15 protein-coding genes are annotated in these 24,741 nt (G+C 36.0%); 10 read left to right on the top strand and 5 right to left on the bottom strand.

Annotated features, from left to right (window positions below; all coding sequences use genetic code 11):
- The first annotated feature begins 301 nt into the window (after window positions 1-301).
- From CLV00_RS00810 to CLV00_RS00785, 6 genes are all read left to right on the top strand, one after another.
- The gene (locus CLV00_RS00810; RefSeq protein WP_199074744.1) at window positions 302-3,550 is read left to right on the top strand and encodes a glycoside hydrolase family 2 TIM barrel-domain containing protein; all 3,249 of its coding nucleotides are present in this window, start codon (window positions 302-304) and stop codon (window positions 3,548-3,550) included.
- A gap of 87 nt (window positions 3,551-3,637) precedes the next feature.
- Window positions 3,638-4,882, top strand: a complete 1,245-nt coding sequence (locus CLV00_RS00805) for a glycoside hydrolase family 27 protein (protein ID WP_099713398.1) — start codon at window positions 3,638-3,640, stop codon at window positions 4,880-4,882.
- Between the two features lie 8 nt (window positions 4,883-4,890).
- Window positions 4,891-7,338 (top strand): glycoside hydrolase N-terminal domain-containing protein, encoded by a 2,448-nt coding sequence (locus CLV00_RS00800; RefSeq protein WP_099713397.1) that lies wholly within the window; start codon window positions 4,891-4,893, stop codon window positions 7,336-7,338.
- 7 nt (window positions 7,339-7,345) lie between these two features.
- Window positions 7,346-8,896, top strand: a complete 1,551-nt coding sequence (locus CLV00_RS00795) for an alpha-L-fucosidase (protein WP_199074743.1) — start codon at window positions 7,346-7,348, stop codon at window positions 8,894-8,896.
- Window positions 8,897-8,898: 2 nt separating this feature from the next.
- Complete coding sequence (gene galB, locus CLV00_RS00790; protein ID WP_199074742.1) at window positions 8,899-11,469, top strand: beta-galactosidase GalB; 2,571 nt, start codon at window positions 8,899-8,901, stop codon at window positions 11,467-11,469.
- A 279-nt stretch (window positions 11,470-11,748) separates the two neighbouring features.
- The gene (locus CLV00_RS00785) at window positions 11,749-13,386 is read left to right on the top strand and encodes a beta-N-acetylhexosaminidase (RefSeq protein ID WP_099713396.1); all 1,638 of its coding nucleotides are present in this window, start codon (window positions 11,749-11,751) and stop codon (window positions 13,384-13,386) included.
- A gap of 242 nt (window positions 13,387-13,628) precedes the next feature.
- Here CLV00_RS00785 and nagB read toward each other — a convergent pair whose 3' ends face one another.
- Genes nagB through CLV00_RS00765 form a run of 4 tightly spaced genes read right to left on the bottom strand, consistent with a single transcriptional unit; the run spans window position 13,629 to window position 18,980 of the window.
- Window positions 13,629-15,557 (bottom strand): glucosamine-6-phosphate deaminase, encoded by a 1,929-nt coding sequence (gene nagB / locus CLV00_RS00780; RefSeq protein ID WP_099713395.1) that lies wholly within the window; start codon window positions 15,555-15,557, stop codon window positions 13,629-13,631.
- A gap of 43 nt (window positions 15,558-15,600) precedes the next feature.
- On the bottom strand, window positions 15,601-16,983 hold the full coding sequence (locus tag CLV00_RS00775; RefSeq protein WP_233206833.1) for a sugar MFS transporter: 1,383 nt from the start codon (window positions 16,981-16,983) through the stop codon (window positions 15,601-15,603).
- Window positions 16,984-17,004: 21 nt separating this feature from the next.
- Window positions 17,005-17,877, bottom strand: coding sequence for a sugar phosphate nucleotidyltransferase (locus CLV00_RS00770; RefSeq protein ID WP_099713394.1), 873 nt, complete (start codon window positions 17,875-17,877; stop codon window positions 17,005-17,007).
- Window positions 17,878-17,879: 2 nt separating this feature from the next.
- The gene (locus tag CLV00_RS00765; protein WP_099713393.1) at window positions 17,880-18,980 is read right to left on the bottom strand and encodes a mevalonate kinase; all 1,101 of its coding nucleotides are present in this window, start codon (window positions 18,978-18,980) and stop codon (window positions 17,880-17,882) included.
- A 308-nt stretch (window positions 18,981-19,288) separates the two neighbouring features.
- Between CLV00_RS00765 and CLV00_RS00760 the strand changes: the two genes are divergently transcribed.
- Window positions 19,289-20,329, top strand: coding sequence for a substrate-binding domain-containing protein (locus tag CLV00_RS00760; RefSeq protein ID WP_099713392.1), 1,041 nt, complete (start codon window positions 19,289-19,291; stop codon window positions 20,327-20,329).
- A gap of 196 nt (window positions 20,330-20,525) precedes the next feature.
- Window positions 20,526-20,939 carry a hypothetical protein gene (locus tag CLV00_RS00755; protein WP_099713391.1) on the top strand — a complete coding sequence of 138 codons (414 nt, stop codon included), beginning with the start codon at window positions 20,526-20,528 and terminating at the stop codon, window positions 20,937-20,939.
- A 203-nt stretch (window positions 20,940-21,142) separates the two neighbouring features.
- Here the strand turns inward: CLV00_RS00755 and CLV00_RS00750 are convergent, their stop codons facing one another.
- Window positions 21,143-21,817: a response regulator gene (locus CLV00_RS00750; RefSeq protein WP_099713390.1), complete on the bottom strand. Its 675-nt coding sequence runs from the start codon at window positions 21,815-21,817 to the stop codon at window positions 21,143-21,145.
- Window positions 21,818-21,929: 112 nt separating this feature from the next.
- On the opposite strand from CLV00_RS00750, the gene CLV00_RS00745 reads away from it, so the two are divergent.
- Window positions 21,930-22,157 carry a hypothetical protein gene (locus tag CLV00_RS00745; protein ID WP_099713389.1) on the top strand — a complete coding sequence of 76 codons (228 nt, stop codon included), beginning with the start codon at window positions 21,930-21,932 and terminating at the stop codon, window positions 22,155-22,157.
- A gap of 529 nt (window positions 22,158-22,686) precedes the next feature.
- On the top strand, window positions 22,687-24,288 hold the full coding sequence (locus CLV00_RS00740) for a tetratricopeptide repeat-containing sensor histidine kinase (RefSeq protein ID WP_233206832.1): 1,602 nt from the start codon (window positions 22,687-22,689) through the stop codon (window positions 24,286-24,288).
- Window positions 24,289-24,741 lie beyond the last annotated feature (453 nt).

Genomic DNA, 24,741 nt, shown 5'->3' with positions numbered 1-24,741 from the left:
TTTGTGTTCGAGCACATTTTTTTGTATTTTCCTTGTTTACTATAAATATAATATATAGTTTCGTGGCTTATAGGTGTATAATGAAATTTTGATTAGGCTATTTCAATGGTCTTTCAGTGAAGAAAAAAACTAATAAATAGTTATTGATTGAAATAGATTATAGATAAGTCATTTTGCAATCAGTTTTATTTGACTTTTAAAATTGATAATGGTAACTCATCGAGGAAATGAATGTCTAAAAAAAATATGGATTAAGAAAGAGGGATGCAACCAAATTTTTTAATCAATTGATAAAATTGAAATGAAGAAACAAATTATAATGAATGGTATGGATATTACAGAACAACAACAAAACCGTATTAAAAGTACTGAGGTGGGAAGTATAAAACAAATTGTGATGACAGTATTTATGCTGCTGCTATCGACTACTATTTTTGCTCAACTACCTGCTGAATTGTTAAATCCTGAAATTATTTCCATAAACCGGATGCCAATGCGTAATAATGCTTTTGGTTTTGAAAACATGGAGAAAGCAAAGCAGTATGACAGGGAAAAGTCAGCAAATTTCTTGTCATTAAACGGCAGTTGGAAATTCAATTGGGTGCAAGATCCTAACCAACGCCCTCAAAATTTTCAAGCCCTTAGTTATGATGATGCCAAATGGACTGATTTTCGAATACCTGCCAGTTGGGAAGTAAACGGATATGGTTTGCCTATTTATGTGAATCAGCCGTATGATTTTGCAGGTCATAATTTGCGTTACGCCAAAATGAACCCGCCTTTCGATATCCCAGCCAACAATAATCCGGTAGGGTCATATCGTAAAAAAATAAATCTGCCTGCCAACTGGAAAGGAAAACAGGTTTTTATTCATGTTGGGAACGCAAAATCGTGTCTGTTTGTATGGGTAAATGGAAAAAAAGTAGGCTATAGCGAAGACAGTAAATTGGCTGCCGAATTTGATATCACCGATTTTTTGAAAGAAGGGGAGAATCTGATTGCTTTCCAGGTTTATAGATGGAGTGATGCCAGTTATTTGGAATGTCAGGATATGTTCCGTTTTTCAGGAATAGAAAGAGATGTTTTTTTGTATGCAACAGAAAAGTTGAATATTCGAGACACGAAGATTGTCAGTACACTGGATGCTACTTATACTGATGGTTTGTTTTCCATCAATACCGAGATTAATAATTATAAAAGAGAGAATGGAACCTACAGTAAGAAAGACAGTTTTACGGTTGAAGTAAGCTTAGAAGATGCTAAAGGAAATATTGTTTATCAAGACAAAACAAAAGATTTCAGAACGGTTCTTGGAAAATACAAGACCAATATTGAATTCCAGACAACCCTAAAAAATGTTCAAAAATGGACTGCCGAAACACCTTATCTGTACAGATTATTTATCACTCTAAAAGATGTAAAAGGAGCAGTATTGCAAGTGGTACCGCTTCGTATAGGTTTCAAAAAAATAGAAATCAAGGGAGCTGACTTTTTGGTAAATGGCAAGAGAGTTTTCATAAAAGGAGTGAACCGCCATGAGCATCATCCAACAAACGGGCATGCGCTCAGCAAGGAGGATATGCGTAAAGATATGGAGATGATGAAGAAATTGAACATCAATGCTGTTCGTCATTCTCATTATACTCCGGATCCTTATTGGATGGAACTTTGTGACGAATATGGTTTGTATGTTGTGGATGAAGCCAATATTGAATCGCACGGATTGGGTTATGATTTAGATGTGACTTTGGCTAATAAGCCGCTTTGGAAAGAAGCTCATTTGCAGCGTATCCAGCGCATGTATGAAAGAGACAAGAATCATGCAAGTGTGGTTACTTGGTCTTTAGGAAATGAAGCGGGTGATGGCAGCAATTTTTATGCAGCTTACGATTGGTTGAGACAAAAAACAGATTTGCCTATCCAGTACGAAAGGGACATTAATTATGGTGCTCCTAATGATACTCATTTCTCTGAGATTTTTTGTCCGCAATATATGTCTCCTGACGATCTATTGGCTTATTCCAAAAGTGATGCTAAAATTCCAAATATCCAAAGTGAGTATGCCCATATTATGGGGAATAGCTTAGGGAATTTCAAGGATTATTGGGATATAGTGGAAAATAATCCAAAGCTTCAAGGTGGTTTTATCTGGGAATGGATTGATCAGTCCATTGACACCCTTAAAAATGGTAAACGTATTAAAGCTTATGGAGGAGATTTTCCGTTGGAAGGTCCGGTTGATGAGAATTTAAGCGATAATAATTTTTGTGTAAAAGGAGTGGTTACCGCTTATCGCGAGATTACGCCAATGGCTTTGGAAGTCAAACAGGTCTACCAAAATATAAAAACAAGCTATATTGGTAATAATACCATCTCGATTAAAAACGGTTTTTTCTTTAAGAATCTGGATAACGTGATGCTGCGTTGGGTATTACAGGAAAATGGCGTTGCAAAAGAAAAAGGTGTTCTCAATACTATTTCATTACAGCCACAAGAAGAAAATAATTTTAAGCTGGCGATAAAAACCGTTCAAAAAGCCGATAAAGAATATCAGTTGAATGTGTATTACGTATTGAAGTCCGAAGAGCCTTTCTTGCCTAAACAATATGAAATTGCCGCTGATCAGCTTTTGTTGAAAACGTTGCCTGCCGTCGCTGCTGTTTTCAGCTCAAAAAAAGCGTTGCAATTGAAAGAAACGAAAGAGTTTTATACTATTTCAGGTAACAATTTTGAAGTTATTTTCGATTTAAAAAAAGGAATACTTTCAGGCTACAGTGTCAAAGGAGAGCAATTTATAACACAAGGACCTTTGCCTTCTTTCTGGAGAGCACCAACGGATAACGACATTGGAGCCGGTTTTAATACCAGTTTAAGGAAATGGAGAAATGCGTATGAAAACGGCAGCGAATTGCAATCGTCCGTAACAAAAATCAATGATGGTTCAATTCAAATAAAATTGACAAAGAAATTAGTTGATGGCGATGCATCTCATCAGCAAACATTCACGGTTTACGGTGATGGAAAAATCAAAGTTGATAATGAATTCACTGCTATAAAAGGAAAAAATCCGCTGTTGTTGCGAGCAGGAACTGATTTGGTTATCAATAAAAGTTTTAATAAAATCAATTGGTACGGCCGTGGTCCGGGAGAAAGTTATTGGGACAGAAAGACAAACACTTTCATTGGTCAATTCCATCAATCCGTGGAGGAACAATATTATCCTTACGCAAGACCGCAGGAAAGTGGTAATAAAACAGAAGTGCGTTGGGTAAGTTTCAGTAATGCAAAAGGAAGAAAAGTACAGTTCGCATTTATAAATAATTTATTGAGTTTTTCTGCTTTGCCTTATCAATTGGATGATTTAGATCCTGAGGCACAAAAGAAACAATACCATAGCGGTGAACTTAATAAAAGAGACGAAATCTACCTCCACATGGACTTGCAGCAAACTGGTTTACAGGGAATGGACAGTTGGGGATCGTGGCCAATGAAAAAATACAGGATTCCGTTTGAAAATTACAATTATAGTTATTGGATAAAATTTGAGTAATGTATTTGTGTCGAAAAAAGGAACTGAATCAGCAGTACTTTTGATTTAAAAATGGAAAAGAGATTCCTCTAAAAAATAGTTTAAATAATGAAAAAACAAATTCTTAGCCTTATTGTGATTCTGCTCTGCCTGAGTAACGGAACTGCTCAAACACAAATAACAAACGGTTCTTTATTGGCACCGACACCGCCAATGGGTTGGATGACTTGGAATTATTTTGCTGATGCTATTAATGAAAAAGACATACGCGAAATGGCAGATGCCATTGTAAGTACAGGCATGTTAAAAGCCGGTTATGATCATGTATTCATTGATGATGGTTGGCAGGGCGGAAGAGACAACAGAAATACTATTATTGCGGATCCAATGAAATTTCCGTCTGGAATAAAAGCACTTGCTGATTACGTGCATAGCAAAGGATTAAAATTAGGGATTTATTCGGATGCAGCACCGCTTACTTGTGCGGGTTATACGGCCAGTTTGAATTTTGAAGATCAGGATGCCAAAACGTTTGCCAGTTGGGGAATTGATTATTTGAAATACGATTACTGCGGTGCCCCGGATGATACGGAAATTGCTAAAACCCGTTATAAAAAAATGGCAGATGCTTTACGCAAAAGCGGACGTGACATTGCCTTGGGTATTTGTGAATGGGGAGATCACAAACCATGGCTCTGGGGGCAGCAAGTTGGCGGTCAATTATGGCGCACCACCGCAGATGTAAGGGATAAATGGAAAAGCCTTAAAACGGTTAAGACTGCTAAAGAATTACATTCAGTAGGCGCCGGAATAATAGATATTGTAGATTTTTCACAAGATTATGCTGCTTATGCAAAACCTGGATATTGGAATGATATGGATATGCTTGTAGTAGGACTTTATGGTAAAAAAGGACCTTCGGGTGATTTAGGTGGTGTTGGTTGTACCGATACGGAATACCAGAGTCAAATGAGCCTTTGGAGTATCATGAATTCGCCTTTGGCAGCAACCAATGATGTACGAACAATGAATGCCGAAACCAAACGTATTTTGTTAAATGAAGAGGTGATAGCCATAAACCAGGATGCTTTAGGAAAGCAAGCGGTTTGTAAAATCAAGAATGAGTTGTGGAGTGTTTTTGTAAGGCCATTAGCTAATGGTGATTTTGCCATTGCTATTCTGAATCGTTCTGAAATTGCACAAAATTCTAAAATTGACTTTGCTGAATTGGGATTTAATAGTACTTATGAAATAAAAGATTTGTGGCAACATAAAGTGATAGGGAAAGGTAAAAAATGGAACGGTAAGGTACTTCCTCATGAGACAAAATTGTTTCGATTGAAAAAAATATAAGGACTGTTATGAAAAATGCAATTCATTTAGTACTGTCTTTTTTTGTGCCTTTATTATATATGCAGGCACAAACCGATCAGGAAATTAAGTTTGATCGGCCGGCAACTCATTTTACCCAATCGATTCCATTGGGGAATGGCCACTTGGGCGCTATGGTTTATGGAAATCCTGTTAAAGAACGAATTGTAATAAACGAAAACTCGATGTGGTCCGGTGGAATTGAAAATCCGAACAGAGAAGATGCTTCACAACATTTACCGGAAATTCAGCGATTGCTAAAAGAAGGAAAAAACAAAGAAGCCCAACAATTGTTGCAAAAATATTTTGTCAGCGCCGGTCAAGGTTCTGCTTATGGGAATGGTGCCAATGCAAAGTTTGGTTGCTATCAAATTTTTGGAGACTTATTGATTAACTGGAAAGATACGCAGGGAACAGTTTCAGAGTACAAGAGAACCTTGCATTTGGATAAAGCATTGGCCGTGACCGAGTGGAAATTAGGCGGAGTTACGTATAAAGAGGAAGTATTTGCAAGTGCTCCTCACAATGCAATCATCATTCGTTTGAGTTCAAACAAAACCAAAGCATTGCATTTTAAACTAGCATTGGATAGGAAAGAAAATGCAAAATTTGTGTCCAAAGGCAGCGCGATTACGATGACCGGACAATTGCCGGGCGGAAATAGTGATTTGGGTATTCGTTTTGCCGGATATGTCCAAGCCAATACTGCCGACGGAAAAGTGATTTCTGAAAATAATAGTTTGACAGTTTCGGGTGCTACCGAATGTATTATTGTGCTAAGTGCCGCAACAGATTTGAACTGGCCAACGGTTGAAAAACGCGGAGAAGATCCTTTGCCTGTGGTTCAAAAAGCAGTAAAATCAGCCAGTAAAATTTCTTGGACTGTTTTAAAAAATAAGCATATAGCTGATTATCAGTCGTATTATAATCGTTCTAAAATACAGTTTACAACTCAACAAAATCAAGCTATCTCAAATTTGTCTACAGCGCAGCGTTTAGTTCGTTTTTCTAAAGGGGAAAGCGATGCAAACTTGCCTTTATTGTACTTTAATTTTGGAAGATATTTATTGATTTCGTCTTCCCGTCCAGGTGGATTACCGGCTAATTTGCAAGGACTTTGGGCTGAAGAATATCAAACGCCGTGGAACGGGGATTATCATTTGAATATTAATTTGCAAATGAATTATTGGCCTGCGGAAGTCACGAATTTAGCTGATTGCCATAAGCCATTAATTGAGTTTACCAAGCAATTAGTGCAATCTGGGAACAAAACGGCCAAGGCTTATTATAATTCAGATGGTTGGGTAGCACACGTAATTACAAATCCTTGGAAATTTACCGCGCCTGGTGAAGGGGCAGACTGGGGCTCAACCTTATCTGGTGGAGCTTGGTTGTGCGAACATTTGTGGCAGCATTATATGTACAATCCCGATGTGGCTGTTTTAAAAGAAATTTATCCTGTTTTAAGAGGCGCTTCCCAATTCTATAAAGACATTTTAATAGAAGATCCAAAAAACAAATGGCTGGTTACGGCTCCTTCCAACTCACCTGAGAACTCCTATAAAACCGAAGATGGATTTGTAGGACAGACAACTATGGGACCTACGATGGATATGCAAATAGGACGAGAGTTATTTACTAATACCATTACAGCAGCCAGATTGCTTGGTATCGATGAAGCTTTTGCGGATACTTTAGAACAATTGAAAGTGCGTTTGGCTCCAAATCAAATCAGTGAAAAAACAGGTAGAGTTCAAGAATGGATTCGCGATTATGATGAAACAGAACCTACGCATCGTCACGTTTCACAACTGTATGGACTTTATCCTTACTATGAAATTAATGCTGCGGAAACGCCTTTGATGGTTGATGCTGCACGTCAAACATTGTTAAGAAGAGGCGATGAAGGTACAGGTTGGTCAAGAGCTTGGAAGATTAATTTTTGGGCAAGGCTAGAAGATGGTAACCACGCATTGAAAGTTTTAAAAGGGTTGCTGACACCTGCTTTCAATGAGGAGGGTTCTAATTATACAGCTAAAGGTGCGGGTACTTATCCGAACCTTTTTTGTGCTCATCCACCTTTTCAAATCGATGGAAATTTTGGAGGAACTGCTGCTATTGCCGAAATGCTTTTCCAAAGTAATGGGAAGAATTCCGTAATTCGTTTATTACCCGCTTTGCCAACCAGCGCTGATTGGAGCAAAGGAAATGTAAAAGGACTGCGTGCCAGAAATGGTTTTGAAGTACATTTTGATTGGACTGATGGCAAGCTAAAAAAGGCAGCAATCATTTCTGTGACAGGAAATAATTGTTATGTTAAACTTCCTTCAGGGATGACAGTTTACGCTTCAAATGGCACTAAAGTAAATGTAAAATCGGAGGGAAACAGTGTCGTTTGGTTTGCAACTAAAAAAGGAAAGAGTTACTATATAAAATAAAATAGATATGATGGAATTAAACAGAAACTGTAAAAATATACTGTATAAGCGTCTTCATAAATTACTATTAGGACTGGCTTTTACTTCAATTACCTTGACGTGCTATTCACAGCATAAGAATTTTGTTGTGATTAATTCGGCTATGTCGGAGAAAGAGTTGGTTGAGATTGCAGCTAATATTGTGCCTTCACCACAACAGTTGCGCTGGCAACGTTTGGAGTTGACAGGATTCATTCATTTTGGCATCAACACGTTTACGGGTCGTGAATGGGGAAATGGGAAAGAAGACCCTAAAATATTTAATCCTAAGGAATTAGACGCAAGACAATGGGTAAAAGTCTGTAAAGAAGCCTGTATCAAACAAGTAATTCTGACCGCCAAGCATCACGATGGTTTTTGCTTGTGGCCAACTAAAACTACAGAACATTCTGTTAAAAACAGCCCTTGGAAAAACGGAAAAGGTGATGTTGTAAAAGAAGTGGCCGATGCCTGTAGGGAAATGGGTGTAGGTTTTGGAGTGTATCTGTCTCCTTGGGATATGAATAATGCTTCTTATGGAACAGAGGCATACAATGATTTTTTTATCAATCAGTTGACGGAATTGCTTACCCAATACGGGAAAGTGGATGAGGTATGGTTTGACGGAGCCAATGGGGAAGGTCCCAATGGAAAAAAACAGGTTTATGATTTTGAAAGATGGTATGCCCATATTCGAAAATTACAGCCACAGGCGGTGATTGCAGTTTCCGGACCTGATGTACGTTGGGTTGGAACCGAGACCGGACATGGACGTGAGGAGGAATGGAGTGTCGTGCCAATGGGTAAAAAGAATGTATCAACAGCCGGTTCTCAAACCAAAGCAGATGAAGCACCTGCAGGTGACATGACGGGTCAGGTTTTAGGAAGTCGTGACCAATTGAAAGATGGAGATGCATTAAAATGGTATCCTGCAGAAACTGATGTGTCGATTCGTCCGGGATGGTTTTATCATGAATCAGAAGATAAAAAAGTGAAAACACCAGAGTATCTAAAGGAAATTTATTTTAATTCAGTAGGAAGAAATGGAGTGTTGCTGTTGAATATTCCACCAGATAAAAGAGGATTGCTTTCGGATTTTGATGTTTCGGCATTAAAAGGCTGGAGAGAAAAGTTGGATGCTATTTTTGCCGTAAATCTTTTGAAAGAGGCAAAAGCAATCGGAGCGGTAAAAAAAATAAAACCTTTGTTGGACGACAATGACGCTACCCATTATTTATTTCCGATGAAAGGAAATAAAAATACCGTTGAAATGGATTTGAACGAGGAAAAAACATTCAACGTTTTATTACTTCAGGAAAACATTACCATCGGACAAAGAGTAGAGAAATTTGTGCTTGAATATTGGGGTAATAACCAATGGATAAAGGCTACGGAAGGTACTACAATTGGTTTTAAACGCCTGTTGGAATTTCCAACTATAACTGCATCTAAAGTGCGATTTCGTATTGTATCATCGCGATTAAAACCGGCCTTGTCTGAAATAGGATTGTATTTTAATAAAGAGAGTAAAAAAGGATAATTATGAAAGTACTTAGTGTAATGAATATGATTATGAAACGTTCTATTTTTCTTGGAATACCCTTCCTTTTTATGTTAAACCTAATGATTGTTCCAACACTGTTTGCACAAAATAAATCCATAGTCAGAATGGGCGCAACAGATACCCAATCTTTTGATGAAAACTGGTTGTTTTCCCGTTATGGTTTGCAGTCTGATGGTTCCAGAAAAGAAGAACCGAAAAATTTAGAAAGCGAGAACTACAATGATACCGCTTGGCAAAAACTGGATTTACCACACGATTGGGCTATCACAGGGCCATTTCGGAGTGACTTGACTGGAGAAACCGGGAAGTTGCCTTGGAAAGGGATTGGCTGGTACCGCAAACATTTCACGATTCCTGCAACTGATGCCGGCAAACAAATTTTTGTTGATTTTGACGGAGCTATGGCTTACGCCAAAATCTGGCTTAACGGGAAATACGTTGGCACTTGGCCTTATGGTTATAATTCCTTTAGAATGGATTTAACACCCTTTATCAAACCGGGACAGAAAAATATAATAGCGGTACGTCTTGACACTGAAAGTTGGGATTCAAGATGGTATCCAGGAGGCGGTATCTACCGACATGTGTGGTTAGTAAAAACAAATCCGGTACATGTAGGGCATTGGGGAACGTATATCACAACTCCAAAAATAACAGCTAAAAGTGCTACGGTACAACTGGCTGTAACAGTTGATAATGCGACCAAAAAAAATGTGACTGCAAAAGTGCGCACCGTATTATTTGAATTAGACAAAAACAACACGCCTAAGTCGAAAGCGGCAGCTACCAAAGAATCGGTTCTAGAGCTGAAAGCCGGAGCTTCTGCGGTATTGGAATCACAAGCAACTATTGCGAATCCTAAACGTTGGGATATTAAAAGTCCTAATCGTTATGTGGCGCAAACCACGATTAGTATGAACGGTAAAGTGGTGGATACTTACAATACTCCTTTTGGAATTCGAACTATAGAATTTTCAGCAACAAAAGGTTTCTTGTTGAATGGTCAAAAAGTTGAAATTAAAGGGACTTGCAATCACCATGATTTAGGCGCATTGGGTGCAGCCATCAATACCAGTGGATTAAAAAGACAGCTCAAAATGTTGCAGGATATGGGCTGTAACTCCTTGCGTACGTCACACAATGTACCCGCGCCGGAGTTATTGGAACTGGCAGATCAAATGGGATTCTTGGTTTGGGATGAAGCTTTTGATACCTGGAAAGTAGGGAAGAAGAAAAACGATTACAACAAGATTTTTGATGAGTGGCATAAAAAGGATTTGAATGCAATGGTTCACCGTGATCGCAATCATCCATCCGTATTTATTTGGTCAATCGGTAATGAAGTGCCGGATCAACAAAATGTAGCATTAACGAAACAGTTGGCTGATATTGTTCGAAAAGAAGACCCGACAAGACCAGTTTCTAATGGGTATAACGACCCCGATGGTGGTCGTGGAAGCGGAGCAGCACAGGCAATGGATGTGATGGGAGTGAATTATTTTTTCAGTAAACAAGCCCAATGGGATGCCGATCCCCGTTACACAAATATGCCTACTTTGGGAAGCGAAACGGCCTCAACAGTGAGTTCACGCGGCGAATATTTCTTTGGTAAGGAATACGAAAATTGGCAAATTTCCTCTTACGATACTGCTCATCCGGGTTGGGGCTGTACACCAGACGAACAGTTTCGAACGAATGCTAAATTTCCAAATATGTTAGGGGAATACGTTTGGACGGGATTTGATTATTTGGGAGAACCAACTCCTTATAATTCGGATGAAACGAACTTACTTAATTTTAGATCTGATCCTTCGAAAATAGCAGAGTTAGAGAAGAAATTAGAAGAACTGAGAAAATCAAATCCGCCATCCAGAAGTAGTTATTTCGGAATTATTGATTTGGCGGGATTCCCAAAAGACCGTTTCTATAGTTATCAATCAAAGTGGAGACCTGAATTGCCGGTAGCTCATATTTTTCCACATTGGAATTGGAAGGAACGAATTGGATTAGTGACTCCAGTGCATGTGTATACTTCGGGAGATGAAGCTGAATTGTTTTTGAACGGAAAAAGTCTTGGCAGAAAAGTAAAAACTCCTGGGATTGATTTTCGCTTGATATGGAACGATGTTGTATATACGCCGGGTGAATTGAAAGTGGTTTGTTATAAAAATGGAAAAGAATGGGCAACTGATATGGTGAAAACTACGGGCAAGGCTGCACAACTTAATGCTTCTGCTGACCGTTCTGTTATCACGGACGATGGAAGTGATTTGTCTTTCATTACCATTAAAGTCACCGATAAAGACGGATTAATGATTCCTCGTTCGAATTCGTTAATTAAATTTTCCATAGAAGGAGCTGGAGAAATTGTAGCGACAGACAATGGTGATGCCACGAGTTTTGTTCCTTTTCAAAGTCACGAACGACAAGCTTATAACGGGATGGCTTTGGTAATTGTAAAAGCAAAGAAAGGACAAAAGGGGCAATTTAAAGTAAAAGCAGAAAGTGAAGGATTAAGCACTTCTTTTGTAACTATTAAAATCAAATAGTTTGGAGTCAAAGTTTTTTTGCCTCTTAAAATAATCAGTTTTCTACCTGGATTGGTTTATATAAACCTTCAGAAGGAGTTCAGGATAAATATAGAACTGTTTTAAAATGGAAATTGGACAAACGTATAGTATTGTATCATGGACCGTGTTGGTTGAAAAAAAATATTCACCTAGTTTTTGCTATTTTATCAGCAATAATCTAAATTAGTCTCAAACAGATTGGGACTGTGTGAAATTTGAAATAATTAAAATGAATAATTAATTAATAAAAACGTAAATATGATAAAGTCATTTTTCTTTTCGCTTCTTTTATGTAGCGCATTCTCATTTGCTCAAGAAGTAAAAATTATTCCTCAGCCAGCTGAAGTTATTACTAATACGGGCAGTTTTGTTATTAGCCCTAAAACAAGCCTGGTGGTTTCCAACAAAGGAGATAAAGCTTCGGCAGCTTTCTTTAATACATATTTATTGGAGTATTATGGATTTGAATTAGCAGTAGTTCAAAAAGCCTCTAAAAACAGTATTGTACTGAAAAGTCTTCAAAATATTGATGGTATTAAAGGGGAAGGTTATAGTTTAAAATCGGACAAGGACGGCGTATTGATTGAAGGGAATTCAAATCAAGGAACTTTTTATGGAATGCAAACGCTAATTCAATTGCTTCCTACAGAGAAAAGCAATAGTCTAACGATTGCTTCGGTACAAGTAAAAGATGAACCACGTTTTGCCTATAGAGGTTCGATGTTGGATGTTAGTCGTCATTTTTTCCCGGTTTCATTCGTTAAAAAGTATATTGATTATTTAGCCTTACATAAAATGAATTATTTCCATTGGCACCTGACCGAAGATCAAGGTTGGAGAATCGAAATAAAAAAATATCCCAGACTTACTGAAATAGGTTCTAAAAGAAATGGATCTATCATAGGAAGGTATCCAGGCAAAGGAAGTGACAATACACCCGAAGAAGGTTTTTATACCCAAGAGGAAGTAAAAGATATTGTGAAGTATGCTTCAGACCGATTTGTAACGGTAATTCCAGAAATTGAAATGCCGGGACATAGTAGTGCCGCTATTGCCGCTTATCCGATGTTGAGTTGTTTTCCAAATGAAAAAACAGTTATACCAGATGCTATGATTTCTGAAAAAAGCAAGCAGGAATTAGCAAATGGCAGGGTGAAACTGGTTCAGGAAACTTGGGGTGTTTTTACCGATGTGTATGCTCCAACCGAATATACTTTCAACTTTCTTGAAGACGTTCTTGATGAGGTAATGGCGTTGTTTCCTTCAAAATATATCCATGTTGGTGGGGATGAATCTCCTAAAGATGCCTGGAAAAGAAGCGAATTTTGTCAGCAGTTGATAAAAGAAAAAGGGCTGAAGGACGAACATGAACTTCAAAGTTATTTTATCCAACGCATGGAAAAATACATTAATAAAAACGGAAGAACCTTAATAGGTTGGGACGAAATATTAGAAGGTGGTTTGGCTCCAAATGCAATTGTTATGAGCTGGAGAGGAGAAGCTGGCGGAATAGCGGCAGCCAAAGAAAATCATCAGGTGATTATGACCCCGGGAAGCCACGTTTATCTGGATCATTCCCAAACAAAAAATGAAAAAGAAGTTACCATTGGAGGTTTTACCTCATTGGAAAAAATATACAGTTATGAGCCTATTCCTAAAGAATTGAATGCGCAACAAGCTAAATATGTACTAGGTGCCCAAGGAAATGTGTGGACAGAATATATGACTAATCCATCCAAAGTAGAATATATGATATTCCCACGTTTGAGTGCGCTTAGTGAAGTATTATGGTCGCCAAAGGAAAATAAAAATTGGCCTGCTTTTCAAACTAAAATTGAGACGATGAAAAAAAGATATGATATGTGGGGCGCTAATTATTTTAAAGAAAAGGAATAATAATTACACCCAACAGGTTAATGTTTTAGACTAAATATGTTAAATAAAAAGAGGCTGTCCGAAAAGGCAGCCTCTTTTTATACATCGCCAGTTTCTGTACTATTGAAAAAGCAGTAAAAAAGAAGCTCCGAAGCAGGATGATTTCATTTGGTTGTGTTTAAAATATTCATTTTTCCCTTTTAAATTTGTTGTTCTTTGGAGCGTTCCAAAATTTTGCGAGAGTAGCAATGATTGATCTGTTTTTAATAATGCCATCTGACAAAAGCCTCCATTGCAGCATAATTAGACAATCCTAATTGTACATATAATTCTGCAGTTTCTCTATTTCTATCTTCTGCTCTTTGCCAAAATTCTCTGGCATCAGACCCTTGGAATACAACGCCGTCTTTTTGAGATTGGTGCTTGAAAATCCCGTGTCTTTTATCTAATACCTGATCCGGACTCATGGGTACAGCCATTTCAACTTCGTCGATTCCCCATTCCTGCCAAGCGCCTCTATACAACCAAACCCAGCAATCTTTGATGAAATCTTTTGTTTTTAATCGTTTTACAGCTTCAAAAATGGCATCCAAACATACTTTATGCGTTCCATGCGGATCAGCTAAATCACCTGCGGCATATATTTGATGCGGTTGTATTTTCTCGATAAGATCCATTGTCAACTGGATGTCTATTTCTCCCAAAGGTTTTTTCTCAATCGTTCCTGTTTCGTAGAAAGGCAATTCCATAAAGTGAATTTGCTCATCCGGCAAACCAACGAAATTACTGGTGGATCGCGCTTCTCCTTTTCGAATCAATCCTTTCAAATAGCGCACTTCAGAAATGTCTATTTCGCTTGCTTTTTTGTTTTTAAGAAAAGCCGTAGCTTTTTTATAAATATCCTCTGCTTCACTGCTTTTTATTCCAAATTTTTCATTGTAATCACATACAAATCTGGCAAATCGTAGGGCCTCATCATCAGCAACAGCAATATTTCCAGAGGTTTGGTACGCCACGTGCACTTCATGCCCTTGTTGTTGCAATCGCATAAAAGTGCCTCCCATACTGATAATATCATCATCCGGATGCGGACTAAAAATCAGCACTCTTTTTCTAGCCGGTTCCGCTCTTTCAGGTCTATTGGAGTCCTCTGCATTTGGTTTTCCTCCTGGCCATCCGGTAATTGTATTTTGTAATTTATTAAATATTTTGATGTTGATGTCGTACGCTGGTCCTGAATCAGCCAATAAATCGCTCATTCCGTTCTCTATATAATCCGCATCGGTAAGCATTAAAATAGGTTTTTTTAAATCAAGTGCCAATCCTAATACCGCTTTTCTGGTCAATCGATCTGTCCAAACAATCTTCTCCACTAACCAAGGTGTATTAATTCGTGTTAGTTTTGAAGAAGCTTCTTTATCTAAAACAAAAACGGCATTATTATGCTCTTGCAAAAAGGAGGCAGGAATTTGATTGGTTACGGTTCCTTCAACAGAAGCTTTAATGATGTTCGATTTTCCTTCGCCCCAAGCCATTAAAATCACTTGTTTGGCTTCCATTATTTTTTTAACTCCGAGCGTGATTGCAGTTCTTGGTGTATTGCTCAATCCAGAAAAATCTCCGCTTGCCGCGACTCTGGTGATGTGATCTAATGCTACCAATCTTGTTTTTGAATTTTGTAAAGAACCCGATTCGTTAAATCCGATGTGACCGTTTCCGCCAATTCCAAGTATTTGCAAATCAATTCCACCTAAAGCTTCTATCTTAGCTTCATAATTAGCACAATAATCCGCAATTTCTTCTTTGGATAACGTTCCATCTGGAATATGATAATTTTCTGGTAGGATATCCACTTGATCCAACAGTAATTCTTTCATAAATCGCACATAGCTGTTTATAGAATCCGGTTCCATTGGGTAATATTCATCTAAGTTGAATGTAATTACATTTTTGAAACTTAGCCCTTCTTCTTTGTGCAGGCGCACTAATTCAGCATACAATCCTTTGGGCGAAGACCCTGTTGCCAAGCCTAATATGCAGGATTCCTGATTCTCTTGTTTTGACTTGATAAGTGTTGCTATTTGTTGTGCAACCGCTTTGGATGCTTCGGTTGAATTTTCAAAAACTACTGTGCCAATATTTTCGAATCTTTTTTCGAAACCTGTCGCCTTATCTATACTACTTTTTAACATTGTCAGTTTTATTTTTAATTTATTTTATAATCGTAATCGAGTATTATTTTCTGGACCAGCTTCGGTATTTGTGTCCTTTAAAAGCATAAAATATAATCATCAAATAAGAAGGCACTAAAATTAAATACGCAATTTGATTCCCACTTTTTGCTGTTTCTGCAACTCCATTGGCTTCGTTAGTCAAGTTGATGGTTTCCACTAAATAACCATAAAGCAATGGGAAAATTGCACCTCCAATGATACCCATAATCAATATTGCGCTGGCTATTTTAGTATATCCTCCCAAATCCTGAAGTGCCATCGGCCATATTGCAGGCCAACAAAGTGCATTAGCAAGTCCCAATAGTGCGACTAAAATAATAACCAGAGGCAAAGCTGGAATACCAGGCAATTGAATCATTATAGTTGGGGATATTAACACAATCAAAATCACTAACAGCAATCCAAGAATACCGGAAGCTTTTAGTGCAGTAACTTGGGAAATATATTTAGGAATTAATGTGATTCCTAAAATATATCCTATTACCATTGCTGTCATGGTAAATGAAGTTAGTTTTAAATAAAAATTACCTTGTTCTCCATAAACGCCTAGTTGTTTTCCGAAGCCACCAATTGAATCTCCTGCTAAAACTTCGGCAGCCAAGTATAACATCAAGGTGATTACACCTAAAACTAATTGAGGATATTTAAAAGCATTTACAATCTGTTTAAAAACGCTTTGATTTAATACTTTTCCATCTTCATCCAGATCAATTTCCGGCAACGGAGACAGTTTGACTAAAGCGGCCAAGACAAGAATAATAGCTCCCATATACAAATACGGAGTTTGTAATTGTAGCGCTAGGGAATCTAATACGGCAGATTTAGTGGCGAAATCCAGTACGGCAATTTTATCGGCCGTATACTCCTGCATGTTTGACAGTACTAAAGCTGTCAACACCAGAGGTGCAATAAATCCTGCTAATTTATTGGCAATCCCTAACACACTAATTCGTGCTGCAGCACTTTCTCTGGGACCAATAACAACTACATAAGGATTTGCTGCCGTTTGCAAAATTGCCAAACCAGTCCCCATAACAAATAAAGCCAACAGAAACAGGAGAAAAGTGCGTGCTTCGGCTGCAGGGTAAAACATAAATGCCCCAAAAGCAATTACCACTAATCCTACCGAAACGCCGTTTTTATAGCCTACTTTTTCTATGACCCAAGAGGAGGGAATCGCCATTACAAAATACGCAATGTAAAAGGCAAAAGCCACAAAATAAGCCTGAGATTGAGACAATTCACACGCTAATTCAAAAAATGGAATCAGTGGGCCATTCAACCAAGTTACGAATCCTAAAATGAAAAATAATGAGGTTAGAATAACCATCGGAATTAATGTATTCCCGGGTTTATTATTTCTGGTGCTTTTACTTTGTGACATGTTATTTGTTTATAGGTTTTACTATTCCCAGTTGAGTACTGGATAGTGTTTTTTTAAATAGGCTTTTACCTCAGCGATGTCTTCTTTTGCGGTTAAATCAGGAACATGTTCAGAGAAAGGAATTCCTAATGTGGTATCAGGATGCTCTTTTAGTGCGTTCAAAAGTACAGTTGGTAATTCTTTTTCGTCTCTTTCCGGATGAACGGGACAGTTTTTCAGATACGGATATAAAAGCGCTCCGTTAAATTTAAAAGCGTTCATACTCACTCTCAATTTTCCTTCGGCATCTTTGTAGCTTTCTAAAACTTCGGCAGTTGGTTTTTCAACAATATCTAATAATTGATTGTTTTCACTAAGTTTAGCAATGGCAAAACGAGAAATTCGCTCTAACGGAAACTCCAATGCATCGCGATTATAACTAATAAAAGCATTTGGACTATTGGTTTCCCTTAGCGCATATAAGGCTTCTGTTGAATATAAGTTATCGCTATTGCAAACAGTATATTCTTTAGAATTCAAATCCGGATATTGCTCCACTGCTTGAAATAAAGCATCAGCGGTACCAAATGGCTTTATTCTTCCTTCAGTAATGTATTGCGTTGCAAAGGAAATTGTTAAGCCATTAAAATTATTGTTACTATTTTTACTTCCATAAAACTCTTTGAATAAGTCTCCTTGTTCCCCAATAATAATATAGATGTTTTTATATCCTGCTTTTTTAGCATTTAATAAAAGGTAATCCAATAATGGTCTTCCGTTTGGTCCAACGCCAATTAATCCTTTACTTCTTTCATTCGCCTGCGCAATTTCTTCTTCACTCAAATTATCAACTGTAACTTGTTTTTTCATTCTGGAAGAAGCGCCACCAGCCAAAATAATTAGATTGTCATGCATATTTAATTCTTTAAAATTTTACTGTTTTCTAGTATTCTCACGCCAGGATCAACGGTTACGGTGTAGGCTTCTATTGCTCCTGCTGCCAGTATTGCTGCTACTACAGGAGCTTCATTTCCCGGTTCAGCCAGCACTACAATACTTCCTCCGCCACCTGAACCCACTATTTTCGCACCATAAGCTCCAGCTTTCAATGCGGCATTGATCATCGCGTCAATTTTAGGGACTGTTATTTTTAATAAATCTCTTAAAACAGCGTGATGTTGATTCATTAAAGCACCAATCTTCTTTAAGTCTGGAGTTGGTTTTTCAAATTCTTTTAAAGCCTCTTTTGTATAATGGTAATTCTTGATGGCCGCTTCAAAATAAGGAATCAATCGGTCCGGTAAATAATTATGGTATTTATCTAAATCTTCTATTTCGGATGTATTTAAATCAAAATCTGTAAAATTTTGTTTGATAATATCAATTGCTATTAAGGCATTTCCTTTTAATTCTCCAATCAAACCAATCGTTTCTTTGGGAACTCCAGAAACTCCGGTTATTAAGCCTTTCAACTCGGTTCCAATGACGGTATATGAAAAAGGATCTTTGGTATTAATGTGAACAATATTACCCACTCCAATGCTGTAATGATCCATCATTCCGCCTGGTTCTCCATGTTCTAAAACTTCAGATGCATACCCAATTTTTGCAATAAATTCAGGGGTTACTTCGGCATCAACTCCAAAAGCTGTAATCAAAAAATTAATCCAAGCTAATAGCAAAGCGGATGAACTTGAGGTTCCGGAATTGATAGGTATATCTCCTTTTATGGTGATGTCGTATCCTACAGTTGGGATGCAACCCTGTCTTCTCAACACTCTCAGGGAAGAGGCAAAATAATCGCGAGGCGCTAATTCCGAAAAAGTAGCATGAATATCAATGACCCTGACTTCATTAATATCATCCATGTTTAGTCTAAAAACTGCAGTGTCATTTTGCACTGCGGTTAATTTTATATTTCTATTAATCGCACATGCAATCACCGGTAAACCTAAATAATCTTGATGATCTCCAAAGAGGCATGTTCGTCCAGGAGCTAATGATATAATTTCTTTCACTTTTTATAGGTTTTAAAACGCTGTAATACTGAATTTTACAGCAAATTTTATTTGTAATGCTAACTCTTTAATTCGTTTTGACTTTACGAAACTATAGATTAAATTCTAATAAAACAAGTAAAAAACAATAAATGTGCTCGAACACACTTTATTTATGTTGTCGAGCACATTTGTAAATTATATAAAAATAAATAGTTGAAAATAGATTGTGATTCAAAATAAAACGATGTTGCTTTTGAACTAAGTTCTCTTTTGATAATTAAGTCTTACAAAAAAAACAAACCAAAGTTTTTATATATTTGCTTATTATGGATAAAAAATACACAATAAAGGATATTGCTAAATTAGCTGGCGTTTCAAAAGGAACTGTTGACAGGGTCTTGCATAAAAGAGGGAAAGTGTCACCGGCTGCTTTGGATAAAGTTAACGAAGTTTTAAAAGTAATAGACTATGAACCAAATCTTATTGCCAGGAATTTAAAAAACAATAAAATTTATCGTATTTGTATTCTACTTCCTGATCCTGAAATTGATCCCTATTGGCGTCCATGTCTTAATGGTATTGATGATGCTGTAAAAGAATTTAAAGCCTATAATTTGGTTATTGAAACCTTTTATTTTAATCCGGAAAAAAAGAAATCCTTTTTAAAAGCGAATGAAGCCGTATTAGAATTATCACCTGATGCCGTTTTATTAGCCCCTTTATTCCATAAAGAGACCGTAGATGTTATAGAAAAATACCATTCCTTGAATATCATTGTGAATACTTTCAATAACCAGGTCGAATCCAGTTTTGTAAAAAGCTTCGTTGGTCAGGATTTATTCAGAAGTGGGCGAGTAGCAGCAAAATTATTAGATTCAATTACTGATAATGGTCAAATTGCTATTGTTCATATTGATGAAACCTACAAAAATGCAATTCACATGCAGGAAAAGGAACGGGGTTTTAGAAATTATTTTGATGAGAAAGAAAATTCAGCATACACGATTACCACTTTGAAATTAAAAAATCCAAATGTTGAAATTAGTTTTAATACTTTCCTAAATGAAAATCCTGATTTGTCAGGTATCTTTGTTACCACTTCTAAATCGTATCAAATCGCTAAGATAATTAGTGACTTTAAAAATAAAAAAATTAGAGTGGTTGGGTATGATTTGATTGATGAAAATGTTAGTTATTTGAATCAAGGTGTAATCGATTTTATAATCCATCAAAATCAGAAAAGACAGGCGTATCTTGGGATAACCTCTTTAGTGGAATATTTTCTCTTTCAAAAAGAAATTCCCGAAATGATTCTTTTACCAATTGACATTGTAAATGCTGAAAATGCGGAGTATTATGTTGAATAGCACAATTGTATTTTTTTTAAAAAGAGGCATCTAAGAAAGCTATTATTAGGTAATGATTAGAGTAATAGTTGCAATACGGGATTATCATAATTGACGACTTACAGGAGAATGGTTTTGTATTTTGGAAGTTAAATGATAACAGAAAGCTATATTTAGCTTAGTTTTCAAGCCAATTTAATAACTAAAAAAAACGAGCATGAATCCAATCATTAAAAACATTTTGGCAGTCCTAGTTGGAATTGTCATTGGGAGTTCAGTAAACATGGGAATTATCATGATTAGCGGTTCAATTATTGCGCCACCTGACGGCGCTGATGTTACCACTACTGAAGGTCTAAAAGCATCCATGCATTTATTCGAACCCAAGCATTTTATTTTTCCGTTTTTAGCTCATGCACTTGGGACTTTTGTTGGTGCATTTCTGGCTGCTCTGATTGCAGCAACCCATAAAATGAAATTTGCATTCAGCGTTGGAATCTTTTTCCTGCTGGGAGGTATTGCCAGTGTTTTTATGCTTCCTTCGCCCACTTGGTTTACTGTTGTTGATCTAGTAGGAGCTTATATTCCTATGGCTTATTTTGCCGGTAAATTAGTTGTGAAGAGAGAATGAATCAGGGAATTAGAAAGCCATGAATTCAAAAAAACAATAGGATATCATATTTTGGAATAATTGCTTCTACGATTTTTAGTTTTGATTAACGTAATAATGGCTTCTGTTTTAAACTTTCGATTTTGCCCTTGATTTTTTCGAATAAATCTTTCCTGATAATGCGTTTCATTACATGTTCAAGGAGTTGTTTGCTTGTGCTGCATTTATATTAATCCTAATTTTTTAGCTATACTTATTAGGTCGCTGTCGCTGCCTTTTCCCATTAATAGCTGTCCTTTTATATTTGCTTTTCTTTTTTCTATGGCACTCATGGAAAGCGGAATATAGTTGGGAAGATTCACCGTTTTAATACCTTTTGAAATTAGGATTAAAATCTGGCTATCATGTTTGTCCCAATTAATATTTCTATTAAGCAGTTCTTTCTGCGATTCTATAATAGTACGGCTTTTGTACATTTCCCCATTTGCAATTTTTTTACAAATAATAGGGAATAATTCAAAATTAATATCATTTTTAGAAACGAAACCTTCCGGGTTTATGTCTTTGATTATTTTATCGACTGCCAAGGGTTCACCATGCATGGTAAGCAAGACGATTTTACACTTTGGGAATTTTTTCCTGATTAGTGAAGCGAGGTCTACACCATTTTCAATATTAAACTTTATATAAGGAGGAAGGCTTATATCTAATAATGCCAAATCAATAGTTGTATTTTGATTTAGATAAAAAAATATTTTGTTATACGCATCTTCACAATTATAACTTCTTATGAAATTAGGTGTTCTTTCTTGGAAGTTACTAACAGACAAAATATTACTATAGCTGTCAACTGTCATCGGGTGATCATCAACGATTAAAATAGTAAGGGGCGTCTTCATTTCATCGAATTTATTGTAAAATTAATTAAATATTACGGTATAACCGTAATATTTAAAGAAAGCAAAGATGTTTATTTGTATTAAATGATTGTTTAACTTAACCTACGTTTATATGAAAAAATTATGCATCACCGGACTTGTTTTGATTTCTTTACTAACTTATTCCTGTTCAAATGATGAGGAGCGTTTAGAGGTTCAAGCCAGAGATTTTAAAACGATTCCCCAGTCTGTTTTGAAAACCGACTTGCCGATAAAAAACATTGATTCCACTACAGTAAAATTGGGCTCCACGGAGTTAGATGGTGATCCAATTAATCCGATACCTCCAAGGCCAAGATAGTTTAAGACATGCTTAATTGTAATAAGAATACCATATGGTTTAAATAAGCTATATGGTTTTCTTGTTTTAAAATATAGTATATTTGACGTTATAAAATAATAATTGCATTTTGAGTACTCTTACTAAAATAATCTGTTTGCTTCCACTATTCTTTTTTTTTTCATGCCAAAAGAATGATTCAGATGCCTATGCAAAAAACAATACTATTTTATTTAACAAAAGTTTTTTTGACGCTTTAGAAAAAAATAAAAAAGAGCCATACTTAGACTCAATAGGTGATTTATTAGAGTCCAAAGAAAATGATTCCATTGTTAGAGAGACCCACTTAAAAGTCGCAACGGAATATTACTACATCAATAATTTAGAAAAATCTTTATCTTTTAGTCTAAAGGCTTTACAACTATCCAAGCAGGCTAACGATAGTGTCAGAATTTCGAAGGCATTATATTATGTGGGCGATTGTTATCAAAACTCAAAAAGTGACAGCGCTTACTTTTACTATTTACAAGCAGAAAAATTATACCATAAAATGAATGATTATGATGGTATAGCGCGAATGCTATTTAATAAAGCCTATGTTTTATTTTATGACGGAAATTATGTAGAATGTGAAGTTGAAATTTCTAAAGCATTACAGTATTTGAAAAACTCTACCAATCACCGTTTGATTTATTCTTGTCATACGCTAATGGGTAATTGTTTAGAGAAATTTGTTAATTATGATGAAGCCTTACGCTATCATAATTTAGCCTTACTGGATTTAGAGAAATTGAGAAGTAGTGGTGAAGACAAAGATCTAATACATAATTACAACTTAATTTCTGTTATTAATATCTGTAATTTGTATGATTTAAAAGGGGAATTTTCCAAATCTATAGAAAAATTACAAAGTTTGCGTTTCGAAGATTTAAAAAAGAAATCACCCAGATTGTATGCGAATGCTTTAAGCAATTTGGCTTACTCTAAGATGAAAAATGGGGATTATGAAAATGTTGAATCCATGCTTTTTGAATCCTTACGTATTGTCGATAGTATAGGACTTACTTCGGATATTTTATATAAAAAAATACATTTAGGGGAGTATTTTTTAACTCAGAAAGATACCAACAAATCGATTCAAAATTTAAAAGAAGCGAAACAATTAGCCATTAACATTAAGAATAGTAACGAAATTTTAGCTTCACTGAAATTGTTATCTCAATTAGATAAGAAAAACCAATTGTTTTATGCAAATGAATATATTAAAGTAAGTGACAGTATTAATCTGGTTCAAAAAAATGCCCATAACAAGTATGCCAGAATTGAATATGAAACATCCAGGATCGAGGATGAAAATAAAGTTTTGACCAAGAATAATTTTTACATTTTAATTATTTCATTTGTGCTGGTTTTAATACTGATTGTAATTATTGTTTTACGGTATTTAAAATATAGAAATAAAGAGTTACAGTTTTTTAAGAAACAGCAAAGTGCTAATGAAGAAATATACGAACTGTTAACCGAACAAAATAAAAAAATTGATATTGCAAAATTTAATGAGAAGTCCAGAATAGCAAGGGAATTGCATGATGGTATCATGAATAAAATTTATGGTGTCCGAATGAATTTAGGTTTTTTTAATTCTTTAACAGACGAGGAAACAATTGAGAAAAGAAAAATATATATATCTGAATTGCAAAATATTGAGGGTGAGCTCAGGACGATATCGCATGACTTAAGTCGAGGCTCTTTTTTTGATGGGAACGATTTTAATGTGTTGTTGGCAAGTTTGGTTGAGAATCAAAAAGAGTTTAGCTGCACCCATTTTAAATATGTAAATAATGAAATATTTGAATGGGCTACTGTTCAAAATATATACAAGATCAATTTATACCGTATTATTCAGGAGGCTATTTTAAATGTTAATAAATATGCTAATGCAAAAAAATGTATTGTGAAAATTCAGAAAAAAGAAAACGACATTTTAAAACTGAGTATTACTGATGATGGACAAGGATTTGATGTTAAAAATATAAAAGGTGGTATTGGGTTAAATAATATGAAAGAAAGAGCGAATTCTTTAAAAGGTCAATTTAGCATTACTTCAAAAATTGGAGAGGGAACAAAAATTGAAGTGGAGTTTAATCTTTAGACTTTATCGTAGTGCGTATTTAAGAAGCACGTTCCGTTGGATTTATCTTTACAGTTCCTTAATGGAAAAAGACAAAAAAGGTTCATAGGTTATTATTGTTTTTTTGGTATTTATGAATCTTCGATTTCAAGTCTGTACTGTTGTTACACGTTTTTTGTTTATTAAGTGTTTCTTTTCTTTTGTCTTGATACAAAAGAAACAAAAAATCAATCCTGAATATTTTTTATCCCAAAAATCATCGGACGTATTTTCCTATCCTGACCCCAGCCGCTCGTGTTTCACACTCGACTCGAGGGTCACTCCCTTCTGCCAACGCTTAAATTCTTACCGTGATTTTTTGGTTCAAAAATATAAGGGCAATCTGAAGGGGTATAATAGCAAGTTTATTTTTGCTATTCTATTTTTGTTAATGATGAAAAATCTTTACTTTTTTATCTCACTTAACTTTTATTA

Origin of the sequence: Flavobacterium sp. 11 (genome assembly GCF_002754315.1) — a bacterium.
Classification (GTDB): Bacteria; Bacteroidota; Bacteroidia; order Flavobacteriales; family Flavobacteriaceae; genus Flavobacterium; species Flavobacterium algoritolerans.
The sequence above is the reverse complement of the archived record's forward strand: the minus strand, read 5'-3'. Positions and strand labels throughout refer to the sequence as shown.